This window comes from Allopseudospirillum japonicum, assembly GCF_900108915.1.
GTDB classification, from domain to species: domain Bacteria; phylum Pseudomonadota; class Gammaproteobacteria; order Pseudomonadales; family Halomonadaceae; genus Pseudospirillum; species Pseudospirillum japonicum.
Genome location: NZ_FNYH01000011.1, coordinates 43,827 through 59,496, shown reverse-complemented (window position 1 = coordinate 59,496; position 15,670 = coordinate 43,827). Strand labels below are relative to the sequence as shown.

Genomic DNA, 15,670 nt, shown 5'->3' with positions numbered 1-15,670 from the left:
CGCGCCGATGATAGTGTGGGGTCTCCCCATGTGAAAGTAGGTTATCGTCAAGCACCTAATAGAAAAACCCTCAAGCACCTGCTTGGGGGTTTTTTGCGTTCGCAGTATGCTAGATGTTTTATCAGCAAAATGGGCTGTAAAAATTATGAACAACAAAACTTCCGACTCTGGCTATCAATTGCTAAAGCAAAGGCGATTTTTGCCTTTTTTTATTACTCAAGCTTTAGGAGCCATGAATGACAATATTTACAAGAATTCACTTTTATTACTACTCACTTTTGGAATAAGTCAGCAAATGGGAATGAATAGTCATCTGCTTAATAATTTAGCTGCGGGACTTTTTATTCTACCTTTTTTTATTTTTTCTGCTTTAGGCGGCCAGCTTGCTGACAAATATGATAAAGCTTTTCTGATTCGCAAAATTAAAGGCCTTGAAGTGATTATTATGTCACTAGCGGGCATTTGTTTTTTTCTTAATTTTTATTGGGGTTTATTAGCATTATTATTTTTTATGGGAATGCAGTCAGCTCTTTTTGGCCCCGTTAAATATGCTATTTTACCGCAGAATTTAAGTGCTAAAGAACTCGTTGCAGGGAATGCTTGGGTTGAGTTAGGAACCTTTATGGCTATTTTATTAGGTACTCTAGCTGCAGGGATTTTAGTGACTTGGGGGCAAGCTTTCAGTGTCGCACTAGCAGTCATTGTATTAGCAGTGGTTGGCTGGCTTGCTAGTCTAGCAATTCCCATAACTAAAGCGGAAAACCCTAAGCTGATTGTTAATTTTAATTTTTTCAGTAGTACTTGGGATTTACTTAAATATGCCTATCAAGATAAAAATATTTGGTTAACTTTATGGGCAATTAGCTGGTTTTGGTTTTTAGGAGCGAGCTATCTGACTCAATTTCCTACTTATGCACGTGACTTTTTATATGCTGATGCACAAGTAGTAACTTTGTTGTTGGCTATGTTTTCTATTGGTGTGGCTATTGGGTCTTTATTATGTGAGAAATTATCCTATGCACGCTTAGAGCTAGGGATGGTCCCTTTGGGATCTTTACTAATTACTTTGGGAGGGCTAGGTTTAATTAGTGTTCATATCGAAGTAAGTACAACTTTAACCCAATTAACTCATTTTTTAACAGAAAGATATGCATGGCAGGTGATAGTTTCACTTTTGATACTTGGAATAGGTGGTGGCTTATATATCGTTCCTTTATATACTTTACTACAGCAAAGAAGTGCTCGGGATCATAGAGCACGTATTATTGCAGCTAACAATGTAGTGAATGCTTTGATGATGGTATTCAGTGCTTTAGCTGGTATCTTTTTCTTGGTCATGCTTGAATGGAATCTTGCTGAATTCTGGATGTTACTTGCCTGTATTAATATTCTGGTTGCAGCCATTATATATACTTATATTCCTGAATTTACACTACGTTGTGTTATTTGGTTAACGTGCCACTTATTATACCGAGTGAGAGTCAATAATATACAGCACTTGCCTGATGAAGGACCTGTTTTGGTGATCTGTAATCATGTAAGTTATATTGATGCTTTATTACTAGGTGGCATGATTCGACGTCCTGTGCGTTTTGTGATGGATAAACCTATTTATCAAATCAAAGCGTTAAATTGGTTTTTTCGTTTAGCACAAGCCATTCCTATTGCAAGTGAACGCCACGATCCACAGGGGCTGCGTAAGGCCTTTGCACAAATTGATATGGCCTTGGCCGCTGGCGAATTAGTCCTTATTTTTCCAGAAGGACGCCTAACCCCGAACGGCCAACTGCAGCCTTTTAAAGCTGGGGTATTACGTATTTTACGTCAACGCTCTGTGCCAGTGGTGCCTATGGCATTGCAAGGGCTTTGGGGATCTTGGTTCTCACGTTCTGGTGGTATGGCTTTTCGTAAGTGGCCCAAGCGTTTGCGTGCCCCTGTCACTTTAAACGTTGGCGACCCCATCATGCAGGTTACAGAAATGCAAGTGCTACAGCAGCAAGTTGAACATCTTTTGAGGCAAGAAATTAATTAAGGTATGACGATTTCTAGCCCGATTGGCAAGGGGTTTCGGGCTATTTTGCTAAGGCTTAAAAAGGCGTGATCGTTAAAATGTCAAATAATGAGTGTTAAATACTCAATATTCCTGCTAACTTTGCTAAGGATCACTTTTGCAAAATGATGCTTACCTTTAAAATGACTGGATTTGTACAAGTCTGGCACTAAGTCACATCTAAGCACCTATCTACAAGGAAGGTTGCCTTATGAGTAGCCTGTTTAACACGATTAATCAGCGCACCCAAATAGCTGGCTCCAACCGCTTTGAGGTTTTGCTATTCCGCCTAGGCGATCATTACCTATACGGCATGAACGTGTTTAAGGTCAACAAAATCATCCCGCGAGGGCGTTTACAAGGACGTAAAAATGAGCAGTCTGGGCTGCTTGGATTGCTTAACACCCAAGATTACGGGACTTTACCGGTTTTTGACTTACGTCACAAAATTGGTAAAGGCGCTTTACCAGCAAGTTCAATTCACAATGTGGTCATTACTGAATATAACCGTCAAGTACTGGGTTTTTTGGTCGGTGCTATTGAAGGAATTCGCAATGTGGAATGGCAAAAGGTTAAGCATGCGCCAAGTCATATTGGCAAGGATCATTTTTTAACTGCAGTGTACGTTGAAGAAAACAGCATAGTACAGATTCTCGACCTAGAAAAGTTCATGGAAGAGCAACTGCATTTAAAGGCGCAAGCAGAACATGCGGCTTTAGGTGCTAAATTGGACGATGACCGCTTAATTTTAGTTGCAGATGATTCTAAAACGGCACTGAAGTTTTTGGTAAACAGTATTAAAAGCATGGGGTTACAAGTACAAGCTTGTCATAATGGCCAAGAGGCTGCAGACTGGTTAGCAGAACACGCACAAACGCAACCGCCTGCGCTTGTGATCACCGATATCGAAATGCCGCAAATGGATGGCTATACACTAACGCGCACGATACGTGAAATGCCAAATATGCGCCAAGTACCTGTTATTTTACATACTTCCTTAAGCGGCGCTTTTAACCAAGATATGGCCAAGAAGGTCGGTGCGAATGGATTAGTTGCCAAGTTTTGTGCAGGTGATTTGACACGTTTACTACTAGATCACCTTGGTGAAGTGCCTTGCCAAGAAGAAGCACAAGCTTTAGCCGCTACGGCTTCTCCTTAAATTGTCTACCACTCAAACAGTACCCATTGGGGCACAAGTAACACGTCTCTTTCTTGACGAATAAAGTGCCCGTCACCTTTTGCATTCACTAGAAAATAAGGACGCCCCACCTTGGGGGTGACTTTGATTGCGTAGATCTGCCCATTGATCTTATATTCTTCTAGCTGCTGCTTTTCAGTCTGTTGAATACGTACCTCAGTTTCAGGCAAATCATTAGCATAACCTAGACTGGCAAGTGTCAAGCTTAGCAGCACAAATGCACGCTGAATGTAGACTGACATCTGGCACCTCCTCAAAAATAAATACTTGGTTTTAAGAATAAGGCAAGGCGCACAAATTTGCTATGATAAGCCTAATTTTTTGTTGAAATCCATCTCATGAATATAAGGTTAATCGAATGCCTACGCCGCCTACAGTTATTTTAGTTGATGCCTCTTCTTATTTATATCGTGCTTTTAGTGTTCTGCCTCCTTTGATTGATTCTCAAGGACGTCCCACAGGTGCTATGCTGGGCACATTAAAAATGTTAAAACGCTTGCAAAAAACCTATCCTCAAGTACCTATTATTACAGTTTTTGATGCCAAAGGGGAAAATTTCCGCCACAAATTATATAAAGAATATAAGGCAAATCGTACAAGTGCGGATCCAGATTTAATTTTACAAATAAAGCCTTTGCATGCTTGTATTCGTGCTTTAGGTTTGCCGCTTATTTCTCAGGAAGGTGTAGAAGCAGATGATGTTATTGGTGTGCTTGCTTATCAAGCCAGCCAAGCAGGGCATCAAGTGCTGATTATTTCTGGTGATAAAGATCTATGCCAATTGATTAACGAAAAGGTACACATGCGTACCATGGATCAAAGAGACCATTATTTTGATCCGGAAGGTGTTAAAGAGAAATATGGAATATCACCTGAATATATAGTTGATTACTTAGCTATTAAAGGAGACACCTCTGATAATGTGCCAGGCGTTAAAGGGATTGGAGAAAAAGGCGCACTTGCATTAATTCAGCATTTTGGGCACTTGCAAGATATTTATGCACATCTTGATCAGGTGGCAGAAATACCTGTACGGGGTGCGAAAAGTCTTGCCAAAAAGTTACAAGAAGATCAAGAAAGTGCTTATTTATCTTTAGAGCTAGTACGTATTTATCATGAATATGAAAATATTAATCTAGATATTGATTGGCAAAACCTTAAGATGGCACAAATGGATGTTGAACAAGTTCGCCAATTATACCAAGATTTTGAATTTAATTCTTTACTCAAAGAGTTAGAAGAAGAGCAGCTAGGAACGCAAGACACAAAAGCTATCTATCAATGTATTCAAGAGTTATCGGATTGGCACCGCTATTTAGAAGAAATAGCAAGTGCACCCGCTTTTGTGATCGATTTGGAAACCACAAGTTTAGATAGCAAAAATGCTGAAATTGTTGGCATTGCACTTTCTACCAAGCAAAACGAAGGTGTTTATATTCCTCTTGCACATTTAGAAGAAAAACCGCAATTAGCATGCCAGCAAGTATTACAGGATTTACGTCCTTACTTAGAGTCGACAGAAAAAGTAAAAATTGGTCAACATTTAAAATATGATATAGATGTGTTGGAAAACTATGGTATTCGGGTTGAAGGTCCAATAGAAGATACACAATTAGAGTCTTATATTCTCAATTCTACACTCACTAAGCACAACATGGATGATTTGGCGGCCACTTACTTGCAGCGCAAAACGATTCGCTTTGAAGAAATCGCTGGCAAAGGAAAAAAACAGTTAAATTTTGCGCAGATCCCTATTGAAATAGCTTTTCCTTATGCAGCAGAAGATGCAGAAATTACTTGGGCCTTGCATGCTTACTTGTATCCACTCTTAAAAGAGCAGCCCCAATTACTAGAAGTTTATCGTACAATTGAGTTGCCATTAATTCCCATCTTAGCAAGTATGCAGCGTAAAGGCGTTGCCCTAGATGTGCAAGCCTTGCAAGATCAAAGCCAAGAATTAGCAGTACGGATTCAAGCGCTGGAACAAAAAGCTTATCAGCTAGCAGGGCAGGAGTTTAATTTGTCTTCTCCTAAACAATTAGGACATATTTTATATGAAGTCTTACAAGTCCCTGTGATTAAACGTACACCTAAGGGACAGCCGTCGACCGCAGAAGATATTTTAGAACAATTATCGCAAGAATACCCTTTGCCACGTCTATTGCTAGAGCATAGAAGCCTAACTAAGTTAAAAAATACTTATACAGAAAAATTACCAAAACTCCTTGATAAAAATACGGGGCGTCTACATACACATTATCATCAAGCAGTCACGGCAACGGGGCGTTTATCTTCTTCTGATCCTAATTTACAGAATATTCCAATTCGGACTGCAGAAGGTCGACGTATTCGTCAAGCTTTTATTGCTCGTGAAGGTTATTGTTTAGTTGCTGCAGATTATTCTCAAATTGAACTACGTATTATGGCACATTTATCAGAAGATCCAGGTTTACTGGCTGCTTTTAATCAACAAAAAGATGTTCATACAGCCACCGCTGCTGAGGTGTTTGCGCTTCCTGTTGATCAAGTCACTACAGAACAAAGACGCAGCGCAAAAGCCATTAATTTTGGTCTGTTATATGGGATGAGTGCTTTTGGTTTGGCACGTCAGTTAAAAATTGAACGTGAACAAGCACAAACTTATATTGATACTTATTTTGCACGTTATCCACAAGTTGCCGCTTATATGCAGAAAATACGTGCCCAAGCACATGAACAAGGTTATGTAGAAACTTTATTTGGGCGGCGTCTTTATGTCCCAGAGATTCGTCAACCAAGCAAGCGTCAAGCAGCAGAACGCACCGCAATTAATGCCCCCATGCAAGGGACTGCCGCAGATCTAATTAAAAAAGCCATGATTCGTGTTGATGCTTGGTTACAAGCACATCCACACCTTGATGCTTGGATGTTAATGCAAGTACATGATGAGTTGGTGTTTGAAGTACGCGAGCAAGATACCAAGGCGGTGATTGAAGGAATCCGTACCTGTATGCAAGGCGTGGCCACTTTAAAAGTGCCTTTAATCGTTGATGTGGGTGTCGGCGCTAATTGGGATCAGGCGCACTAGGCACCTGATATCAGCCAAAAGCGCTCACTAGTAATGTGGAGGGCGCTCATCCTGAACCTCAGGTTGTAAAAGCGCCACTTCTTGCTGCAAGTCTTGGTGGCGTTTAACCATTAAACGCAAGGTTTTTTGCAAGGCTAAGATGTCTTTTTGTTGTTGCACAAGAACAGTATTGAGTTGATCAAGGGTATCATCTTGAAAGCTTTGACGAATTTCTAACTCATCGATGCGATCACTAAGTGATTGTATTAAAAGGTGAACTTGGGTATCTGTTGTATTTTTTGGCATTTTAGGGTCTTCCTTAAGTCGTATCGCAGTTTGGGCGCTTGAGGTGCTATGGTGCGTATGGAGAAAATGCGCATGAAAAACTACTCACTGTGTATAGGAAGTAGGTTTGCATCAATAATAATAATAGAGTGCCTTGGTCAGTGTCAGCGTTTTGATCTTTAAGGCACCTGAACCTGAAGAGAGTGGTTATGAATTCGAAAGTTTTTGCTCGCTGTACCCTTATTAGCTTACTGCTGGCTTTGCCAACCCCAGTATTACTCTTTTGGTTATTAAATACGGGAGAGACACCTCTATTAGCCATCAAAAGTACCGACGCCTTATTTGCATTAGAAGGGGTAGTACAAGCGTATTTAAAAGTGAGCAGCCTGTTATTTTTGATTCTATTATTAGCTAATTTAAGTTTCTACTGGTTAAGCCCACATTTAGCTTTGCCAATGCAAGAAATCGATCAACGCGAAACAGGGACAGTAAAATGGTTTGATGCGAATAAAGGTTTTGGTTTTATCACCCGTGATCAAGGTGGTGATGTTTTTGTCCATTTTCGTGCGATTCGTGGTACAGGTTATAAGTTATTAGCAGAAGGGCAAAGGGTTTATTTTACGGTCAGCACGAATGATAAAGGGTTACAAGCGGATGATGTGAGTTTAGTTAAGTAAGTTATCAAGCAAAAATTGATACAAGGGGCGAGGTCTTTTGTAAGAACCTGCCCCTTTTTTAGTTAATTTTCAATTAACCTACTTGTTGATCTAAATAACGCTCAGCATCTAAAGCAGCCATACAGCCTGTTGCTGCAGAAGTAATAGCTTGGCGATAAATATGATCGCTGACATCACCCGCAGCAAACACACCAGGAATACTCGTTTGGGTTGCATTGCCTTCCAAGCCGGAACGTACTTTTAAATAGCCATTGTGCATTGCAAGTTGGTCATTAAAAAGTTCTGTGTTGGGTTTGTGGCCAATAGCAATAAAGACACCAGTGACTTGAATTTCTTGAGTGCTGCCATCTTGTGTTGATTGTAAACGCAGGCCCGTTACCCCGCTAGCATCCCCTAATACTTCATCTACTTGGTGATTCCAAATAATATCAATCTGACCAGCAGCTTGTTTTTCAAATAATTTATCTTGGAGAATTTTCTCTGAGCGTAATTGATCACGACGATGGATGAGTGTGACTTTTTTAGCAATATTGGCTAAATAAAGGGCTTCTTCAACGGCGGTATTGCCACCACCAATAACCGCGACTTCTTGATTGCGATAGAAAAAACCATCACAAGTTGCACAGGCAGAAACCCCCTTGCCTTTAAAGTTTTCTTCGCTTTCTAAACCTAAATATTGCGCGCTGGCACCTGTGGCAATAATTAAAGCATCACAAGTATAGGTATCATTATCACCAATTAGGGTAAAAGGGCGCGCTTGTAGTTTTGCGGTGTGGATATGATCAAAAATTACTTGAGTATCAAAGCGTTCTGCATGTTTACGCATACGTTCCATTAATTCTGGGCCTTGTACCCCTTGATCATCTCCTGGCCAATTGTCCACTTCTGTAGTGGTGGTGAGCTGCCCACCCATTTGCATTCCTGTAATGAGAACAGGCTTGAGGTTGGCACGTGCTGCATAGACAGCTGCGGTATAACCCGCAGGACCTGAACCTAGAATAATCAAAGGGGTATGCGTACTCATAACAAGCTCCAAAGGAAAAATTTTATTCATCAACAGGATTTATACTTGAGTATAAAAGAGGGAATTAATGCAAGGCAAAAGGATTTTGTTTATCTTATTAATAGTTAAAAACTATGGCTGGTATTGCTTTTTTTGATGAATTTAATAAAAAAAGGGAAGCTGCCAGCTTCCCCATGAAAGGCTTTAAATCGGTCTATTTAATCCCAAGCGAGGGCACCACCGACTTGGTATTCAGTCACGCGAGTTTCAAAGAAGTTTTTCTCTTTACGTAAGTCGATAATTTCTGACATCCAAGGGAAGGGATTACTCGCACCTGGGAAGGCTTCCGCCAAACCAATTTGCATCAAACGGCGGTTACAAATAAAGTGCAAATATTCTTGCATAATTTCTGCATTCATCCCTAAAACACCACGCGGCATGGTATCACGTGCGTATTCAATTTCGAGTTGAGTGCCTTCTAAAACCATTTGTAAGACTTCTTGCTGGAACTCAGGTGTCCATAGGTGCGGATTTTCGATCTTGATTTGGTTGATCATATCCACCCCAAAATTGAGGTGCATAGACTCATCGCGCAGAATATATTGGAACTGTTCTGCAACCCCTGTCATTTTGTTACGGCGGCCCATAGATAAAATCTGGCTGAAACCGCAATAGAAGAAAATACCTTCTGTGACCAAATAAAAGGCAATCATATTGCGCAGTAATTCTTGGTCTGTTTCTGGCGTGCCGGTTTGGAAATCTGGACGTGATAACGACTGGGTATGTTTTAAACTCCATGCCGATTTTTTTGCAACTGAAGGCACTTCGCGATACATATTAAAGACTTCGCCTTCATCCATGCCTAAAGATTCAACACAATATTGATAGGCGTGTGTATGGATGGCCTCTTCAAAAGCTTGGCGTAGCAAGTATTGGCGGCATTCTGGGTTGGTGATTAAACGATATACGGCAAGCACTAAATTATTAGCAACCAAAGAATCAGCCGTCGAGAAATACCCAAGAGAACGCATCACAATCAGGCGTTCATCCTCTGTGAGACCATCTTGGCTTTTCCACAAAGCGATATCCGCATTCATGTTAATTTCTTGTGGCATCCAATGGTTGGCGGTGCCATCCAGATATTTTTGCCATGCCCAATCGTACTTAAAAGGCACTAACTGGTTTAAATCTGCACGACAGTTAATCATGCGCTTATCATCTACTTGAATCCGTTGCGCGCCCATTTCGAGTTCTTCTAAACCCGCAGCAATATCCAAATTGGCAATGGCCGCTTGTGCCTTTTCCATTTGTGTACTGGCTGTAAGCGTGGTCACGGACACCTCAGCTAAGGACGGGCTTGGCGTTGCTTGCGGTTCGTGAGCTTGTGGCTGTGCGACCTTAGGCGAACTGAATGTGACCATCTCATCATTATAGTCATCCCAGCTTAGTGTAGACATAATCAAAGTACCTCGATCAACCGCAGGTTAAGAACAAAAAATACAACGCCAGAAGGGGATTGGCTGTGACCTTCTGGCATGACACTAGGTGTTATTGGCAAGCTTCACAGTCTGGATTATCAAGAGAACACGCCTGAGGCACAGGCGCAGCCTCACCCAAAGCAAAGGAAGAGGAGGTCGGTGCGCTTGTTGCGGCTACGGCATTTAAATTCCCTTGATTGACTGTGGATTTTTCTACCGAAGTTGCCCCTAATGCACGTAAGTAATAAGTGGTTTTTAAGCCGAGTTGCCACGCCATGCGATAGGTAACATCCAGCTTTTTGCCAGAGACCCCTTTAATATACAAATTGAGCGATTGCGCTTGGTCAATCCACTTTTGTCGACGTGAAGCTGCTTCGACTAACCAGCGTGGTTCTACTTCAAATGCAGTGGCATATTTTTGCTTTAAGTGGGCAGGAATCCGCTCAATACTCTGCAAAGAGCCATCATAATATTTAAGATCATTCACCATCACCTCATCCCATAAACCTAAAGCTTTTAGCTCATGCACAAGGTAAGGGTTTACAATGGTGAACTCCCCAGAAAGGTTAGATTTTACGTATAGGTTCTGATACGTCGGCTCAATGGATTGGGACACACCACAGATATTGGAAATCGTTGCTGTTGGTGCAATCGCCATCACATTAGAATTACGCATCCCTTGTTGTTGGACTTTTGCCCGCAAACTGGACCAATCAAGGCGGCTTTGCGTATCCATTTGTAGATATTCATGCCCACGCGCTCGTTGCAACAAGCGAATGGAATCTAAAGGTAAAATCCCCTGATCCCATAGGGAGCCTTGGAAGCTAGCGTAAGTGCCACGTTCTGCGGCAAGATCACTTGAGGCTTCGATGGCGTAAAAGCTAAGCAGCTCCATAGAAATATCAGCAAAGTCAACCGCTTCCCTAGATGCATAAGCTAGATTTTGCTTAAAGAGGGCATCTTGGAATCCCATAATGCCTAAACCCACAGGGCGATGTTTCAGGTTAGAGAGACGGGCTTGTGGTACTGCGTAATAGTTAATATCAATGACGTTATCTAGCATACGGACAGCCGTGCGCACATTGTGCTTGAGCTTATCTGCATCGAGCTGGCCTTGCGCATTAATATGTTGCGCCAGATTGATCGAGCCTAGGTTGCAAACGGCGATTTCTTCTGCGTTGGTGTTCAAGGTGATTTCAGTGCAGAGGTTAGAGCTATGCACCACACCTTGATGCTGTTGTGGTGAACGCAAGTTACAAGGATCTTTGAAGGTGATCCAAGGGTGGCCGGTTTCAAACAACATAGACAGCATTTTGCGCCACAAATCTTGCGCCTTCACACGCTTAAAGTGGCTTAATTGGCCTTGATCTGCTTGGCGCTCATATTCTTCATAACGTATACGGAAAGCATCGCCATACAAGTCATGCAAATCTGGGCAATCTGATGGTGAGAATAAAGTCCAGTGCTTATCTTCAGCCACGCGCTGCATAAAAAGATCCGGTACCCAGTTCGCCGTATTCATATCATGGGTACGACGACGATCATCTCCGGTATTTTTGCGCAACTCTAAAAACTCTTCGATATCTAGGTGCCAAGTTTCTAGATAAGCACACACAGCCCCTTTTCTTTTGCCACCTTGATTGACAGCAACTGCGGTGTCATTGACCACTTTTAAGAAAGGTACCACGCCTTGGCTTTTGCCATTGGTGCCTTTGATATGGCTACCTAAGGCACGTACAGGTGTCCAATCATTACCAAGGCCACCAGCCCATTTAGATAGCAAGGCATTATCGCGAATGGCACCATAAATGCCTTCAAGATCATCCGGTACACTGGTGAGATAACAGCTTGATAACTGGCTACGCTTAGTCCCTGCATTAAAGAGGGTGGGCGTAGAGGCCATATAATCGAAGCTAGATAAGAGATTATAAAACTCTATCGCGCGTTCGGTCGGTGCTTGCTCATTAAGTGCCAGCCCCATAGCCACACGCATAAACATCAGCTGAGGTAACTCATAACGGGTATTTTTATGATGCAAGAAATAGCGATCATAGAGGGTTTGCAGACCTAAATAAGTGAACTGATTATCACGATCTGCACGCAAAGCTTGGCCTAAACGGGGAATATCAAAGCATTCACCTAATTTACTATCTAGCTGATCTAATGTGATCCCTTTATCAAGATAGGCTGCCAAAGCTTGTGGATATAAGTCTTGCATTTGCCCTTGGGTTGCTTCCTGCGCTAGACCGAGGAAGCTCAGGGCTTCACGTCTGAGGTTATCGAGCAATAAACGGGCAGTAACATAAGTATAATTGGGTTCTTTTTCTACCAAGGTGCGTGCGGCCATCATCAAGGCTGTAGACACTTCCTCGACAGGAACCCCATCATACAAGTTGCGCAAGGCATACTCGATAATTTTGGTAGATTCTACTTCTGCTAAGCCGGTACAAGCTTCTTTGACTAGGGTTTCAATGCGTCCTAGATCCAAAGGGCGGCGTTCTTGATCGGCATAAGTCACATTAATACTTGGATGTGGCTTACTGATTCCTTGTTCACGTGCGGCACGTAAACGTGCATGTTCTTCGCGATACAAAACATAAGTCCGTGCGACTTTTTGTTCACCGGCACGCATCAGAGTTAGCTCCACTTGATCTTGCACTTCTTCAATATGTATCAGGCCGCCACGAGGCAAACGGCGTTCGAAGGTGCTTTGAATTTGTTGGGTGAATTCAGCGATTAATTCGTGGATACGCGTAGATGCGGCGGCTTGATCACCTTCAACGGCAATAAAGGCTTTGCTCATTGCCACACGGATTTTATTAGCATCGAAACAAACCACATCACCGTTACGTTTAATCACGTTTAAGCTGTTTTCAGTGCGCGTACCCTGTGTGCTCATAATTACGTATTGGTCCAGTTAATTAAGTCAAAACACCTCTGCCACGGTCGCAAAATCGCGGCCATGCAAGGCGGGAATAAAGAAGAAAAGTGAAGATGTAAAGCTTATCAGCTTAATGTTTGCGTGTTGTTCAGCAAGAAATATACCTAGAAGTACACAAGTGACTGACTTGGATAAAACCCCTATATATAGTCCCTAAAGTTGCTGACGGCACAAGATAGTGTTGTTGGATGTGATTTTCAAGTGAATAAATTTGTGGTCAGATATTGACAAAGAGGAAAGCCTTGCAAGCTCTAGCCTAAACGCCTGATGTTTTTTTGTATCCACAAAATAGGGGCTGGATGAAAAAAATTGCATAGGGCTACATAAGGAAAATGGCTTGTCTATTTCTTGCACTTTGCCAGACCCTACCTTAGGCTTGCGTGATTTTTTGCTATCCGCTGCGAAAAAGCTGCGGCTGTGACTATCCTGTATGGGGACTAAGTGATACCCTGTAACCTAGCCGATGCCGCATAGTGACGCTATGTGGCCTTTTGTAAAAAGTGACGCCTAAAGTGAGATGCCTGTGGAAGCGCATGATTCTTCTCGAATACTGATAGTTGAAGATGACACTCGCTTAGCGAGTTTGACTCGTGAATACCTCGAAGGGAATGGTTTTAACGTCACTGTTGAAGGTGACGGCGCACGCGCAGTGGAGCGTATTCTACGTGAAAAGCCTGACTTGGTCATCCTTGATGTGATGTTGCCGGGAGAAGATGGCTTAGGAGTCTGTCGTCGAGTGCGTCCTGAATATACAGGACCAATTTTAATGTTAACTGCGCGCACAGACGACATGGATCAAGTCGTTGGTCTGGAAATGGGCGCAGATGATTATGTGGCCAAACCTGTACGCCCACGTGTTTTGCTAGCGCGCGTGCGTGCTTTGTTGCGACGTTCAGATAATCTAGAAACGGATTTAATCGCACCAGAAGATACCCCTAGCCGTCTACAATTTGGTAATCTGATTATAGATAGTGCCATGCGTGAGGCTTGGTTAGAAGAACGCAACATAGAATTAACTAGTGCTGAATTCGATCTGTTGTGGTTACTTGCTGTGAATGCCGGTCGTGTGTTAACGCGAGAGGAAATCTTTACTGCCTTGCGTGGTATTGAATACGACGGTCAAGACAGATCGATTGATGTGCGTGTTTCGCGGATTCGCCCTAAAGTTGGAGATGATCCTATGCACCCACGTCGCATCAAAACAGTACGCAGCAAAGGGTATCTGTTTGTGAAAGACGCTTAACGGATAAGCAAAATGCAAAGGCTTAGAGGCTGGTTGCGCATACGATTACGCAACTTTCGCGGGATTTTTTTACGTGTTTATCTAGGGATTTTGACCGCCTTACTTGCGGTCTCCTTCTTGGCAATTTTAGTAGTGAAAGCTGCTAATCAAGTGCGTTTAGAAGAATACCGCGAACGTCAGGCCGATCAAGTGTTAATCACCCTAAGCCACTTGCTGCAGCCGTTACCTAAAGCCCAAAAGGTCGCTTGGTTACAAAGCCAAAGCGACATTTTAGGGATAGAGGTTGCTTTATTAAGCCAAATTCCTGCCCATCTTAACGCGCATCAACAACAGCGCCTAGAGAGTGGACGTACGGTCGTTACCCCAGTCAATGCACCAGCAAGCAGTAGCTTGCTTGCCTATCGTGCTCTACCAATTCGAGAAATTGTCAGCAGTCACAAGATCCCAGAGGAAGTGCTCCAAGTCCGCTTTCAGCGCATTGATGAACAGCCTTTGCAAGTCTTGTTGCGCCTTGCTCAATCCCAGTGGCAAAGCATACAAACCCAATTGTTGACAGATCCAGATGCAAAAGAACAAGCATTACAGCATTTAAATCAAGCTCTTACGTATCCATTACGCTTGATAGCGCTTGAAGAGATCCCTGTAGGATTAGATCAGGTACAAGAAAAGAACCTATTGGCAGGGCAACTGCAAATTATTGCCTCTGAAGCGGCTTACACAGGCTATTTACGCCCTACCTCAACCAGTCATACTATCTTTGCTTTAGGGCCTGTACCCAAGCTGGCATCTTGGCCTTGGACTTTATTGCTCGGTGTTGGCTTAATGACCGTACTGTTGCTGGGTGCGGCTGTATATTGGCAAATCCGCTTGTTAGAGCAAAGATTGCAGAAGCTAGAAAAAGCGGCCAGCCATATTGCCTCAGGCAATCTGAATGCGCGTGTGGAGCTGGGTGGTCAGCAGGATTTTATTGCCCGCCTTGCTGCGGCTTTTAATCGTATGGCGGAACAAATCCAAAGCCTACTGAATACGCAGCAAGATATGATTCATGCTGTCTCGCATGAGTTGCGCACGCCTGTAGCACGGATTCGTTTTGGTTTACAAATTCTCGAGGATTCCCTAGAGCAACATCCAAGTTTACTGGCCCAACTAGAAGGCATGGATACAGATATTCAGGAACTCGATGAACTTGTGGATGAAATCCTCACTTTTGCCCGTTTAGGGCAAAATGGTCTGCGTTTACGCTTTGAATCCTGTTTGATTATGGACCTAGTGCATGAGGTGGTGGAAGCCCATCAGCCTTTGCATCCGCATCTACAATTGACAGTGCATCAAGATCGCGGTGCACAAGACCAAGGCCTAGCTGATGTCGAAGCGCGTTATTTTCAGCGTGCTGTGCAAAATCTTGTGGGTAATGCCTGTCGTTATGCACATAGTCAAATTCAAGTATATTGCTGGTTTGAGGCCGATAGCTTGCGTATTGATGTTGAAGATGATGGGCCTGGTATTCCAGAACAGGATTGGCAACGGGTGTTTACCCCATTTTCACGTTTGGATGATAGTCGTACGCGTGCTTCAGGCGGCTATGGCTTAGGCTTATCGATTGTGCAACGCATCATGCATTGGCATAGAGGTAGTGCTCTCATTGATCGCAGTCCCAGTTTACAAGGGGCACGCTTTAGCCTGATTTATCCGCGTATTCAAAGGCGCAAAGAACACCCTAAAAGCCCTGCACCTTAAGTCGTTTTGAGG

At 42.9% G+C, this 15,670-nt stretch carries 12 protein-coding genes; 7 read left to right on the top strand and 5 right to left on the bottom strand.

Going from position 1 to position 15,670, the window contains the following annotated elements:
* The 3 genes from BMX05_RS12600 to BMX05_RS10440 all read left to right on the top strand — a co-directional run.
* Positions 1–240, top strand: a 240-nt coding sequence (locus BMX05_RS12600; protein WP_218139039.1) for a hypothetical protein, incomplete at its 5' end; no start/stop codon positions are given.
* Positions 233–2,032: an MFS transporter gene (locus tag BMX05_RS10445; protein WP_218139038.1), complete on the top strand. Its 1,800-nt coding sequence runs from the start codon at positions 233–235 to the stop codon at positions 2,030–2,032. The genes BMX05_RS12600 and BMX05_RS10445, both read left to right, overlap by 8 nt.
* 229 nt (positions 2,033–2,261) lie before the next feature.
* On the top strand, positions 2,262–3,209 hold the full coding sequence (locus tag BMX05_RS10440) for a chemotaxis protein (RefSeq protein WP_093311440.1): 948 nt from the start codon (positions 2,262–2,264) through the stop codon (positions 3,207–3,209).
* 5 nt (positions 3,210–3,214) lie between these two features.
* Here the strand turns inward: BMX05_RS10440 and BMX05_RS10435 are convergent, their stop codons facing one another.
* Positions 3,215–3,490, bottom strand: coding sequence for a DUF2782 domain-containing protein (locus BMX05_RS10435; RefSeq protein ID WP_093311437.1), 276 nt, complete (start codon positions 3,488–3,490; stop codon positions 3,215–3,217).
* 116 nt (positions 3,491–3,606) lie between these two features.
* Between BMX05_RS10435 and polA the strand changes: the two genes are divergently transcribed.
* Positions 3,607–6,315 (top strand): DNA polymerase I, encoded by a 2,709-nt coding sequence (gene polA / locus BMX05_RS10430; RefSeq protein WP_093311434.1) that lies wholly within the window; start codon positions 3,607–3,609, stop codon positions 6,313–6,315.
* A 27-nt stretch (positions 6,316–6,342) separates the two neighbouring features.
* Here the strand turns inward: polA and BMX05_RS10425 are convergent, their stop codons facing one another.
* A complete protein-coding gene (locus BMX05_RS10425; protein WP_093311432.1) occupies positions 6,343–6,600 on the bottom strand; it encodes a SlyX family protein in 258 nt (85 codons plus the stop codon).
* A gap of 188 nt (positions 6,601–6,788) precedes the next feature.
* Between BMX05_RS10425 and BMX05_RS12910 the strand changes: the two genes are divergently transcribed.
* Positions 6,789–7,256: a cold-shock protein gene (locus tag BMX05_RS12910; RefSeq protein ID WP_093311430.1), complete on the top strand. Its 468-nt coding sequence runs from the start codon at positions 6,789–6,791 to the stop codon at positions 7,254–7,256.
* 73 nt (positions 7,257–7,329) lie between these two features.
* Here the strand turns inward: BMX05_RS12910 and trxB are convergent, their stop codons facing one another.
* From trxB to BMX05_RS10405, 3 genes are all read right to left on the bottom strand, one after another.
* Positions 7,330–8,280 (bottom strand): thioredoxin-disulfide reductase, encoded by a 951-nt coding sequence (gene trxB / locus BMX05_RS10415; RefSeq protein ID WP_093311427.1) that lies wholly within the window; start codon positions 8,278–8,280, stop codon positions 7,330–7,332.
* A gap of 197 nt (positions 8,281–8,477) precedes the next feature.
* Positions 8,478–9,716, bottom strand: a complete 1,239-nt coding sequence (locus BMX05_RS10410; RefSeq protein WP_093311424.1) for a ribonucleotide-diphosphate reductase subunit beta — start codon at positions 9,714–9,716, stop codon at positions 8,478–8,480.
* A gap of 91 nt (positions 9,717–9,807) precedes the next feature.
* A complete protein-coding gene (locus tag BMX05_RS10405) occupies positions 9,808–12,636 on the bottom strand; it encodes a ribonucleoside-diphosphate reductase subunit alpha (protein ID WP_093311421.1) in 2,829 nt (942 codons plus the stop codon).
* A gap of 565 nt (positions 12,637–13,201) precedes the next feature.
* Between BMX05_RS10405 and BMX05_RS10400 the strand changes: the two genes are divergently transcribed.
* The gene (locus tag BMX05_RS10400; RefSeq protein ID WP_395855343.1) at positions 13,202–13,921 is read left to right on the top strand and encodes a response regulator; all 720 of its coding nucleotides are present in this window, start codon (positions 13,202–13,204) and stop codon (positions 13,919–13,921) included.
* Positions 13,922–13,933: 12 nt separating this feature from the next.
* The gene (locus BMX05_RS10395) at positions 13,934–15,658 is read left to right on the top strand and encodes an ATP-binding protein (protein ID WP_093311411.1); all 1,725 of its coding nucleotides are present in this window, start codon (positions 13,934–13,936) and stop codon (positions 15,656–15,658) included.
* Positions 15,659–15,670: the final 12 nt, after the last annotated feature.

What these genes read in the sequence shown, in the direction of transcription:
- BMX05_RS10445 (WP_218139038.1), top strand. Translation starts at nt 233, where the DNA reads ATGAATGACAATATTTACAAGAATTCACTTTTATTACTACTCACTTTT.
- BMX05_RS10440 (WP_093311440.1), top strand. Translation starts at nt 2,262, where the DNA reads ATGAGTAGCCTGTTTAACACGATTAATCAGCGCACCCAAATAGCTGGC.
- BMX05_RS10435 (WP_093311437.1), bottom strand. Translation starts at nt 3,490, where the DNA reads ATGTCAGTCTACATTCAGCGTGCATTTGTGCTGCTAAGCTTGACACTT.
- polA (WP_093311434.1), top strand. Translation starts at nt 3,607, where the DNA reads ATGCCTACGCCGCCTACAGTTATTTTAGTTGATGCCTCTTCTTATTTA.
- BMX05_RS10425 (WP_093311432.1), bottom strand. Translation starts at nt 6,600, where the DNA reads ATGCCAAAAAATACAACAGATACCCAAGTTCACCTTTTAATACAATCA.
- BMX05_RS12910 (WP_093311430.1), top strand. Translation starts at nt 6,789, where the DNA reads ATGAATTCGAAAGTTTTTGCTCGCTGTACCCTTATTAGCTTACTGCTG.
- trxB (WP_093311427.1), bottom strand. Translation starts at nt 8,280, where the DNA reads ATGAGTACGCATACCCCTTTGATTATTCTAGGTTCAGGTCCTGCGGGT.
- BMX05_RS10410 (WP_093311424.1), bottom strand. Translation starts at nt 9,716, where the DNA reads ATGTCTACACTAAGCTGGGATGACTATAATGATGAGATGGTCACATTC.
- BMX05_RS10405 (WP_093311421.1), bottom strand. Translation starts at nt 12,636, where the DNA reads ATGAGCACACAGGGTACGCGCACTGAAAACAGCTTAAACGTGATTAAA.
- BMX05_RS10395 (WP_093311411.1), top strand. Translation starts at nt 13,934, where the DNA reads ATGCAAAGGCTTAGAGGCTGGTTGCGCATACGATTACGCAACTTTCGC.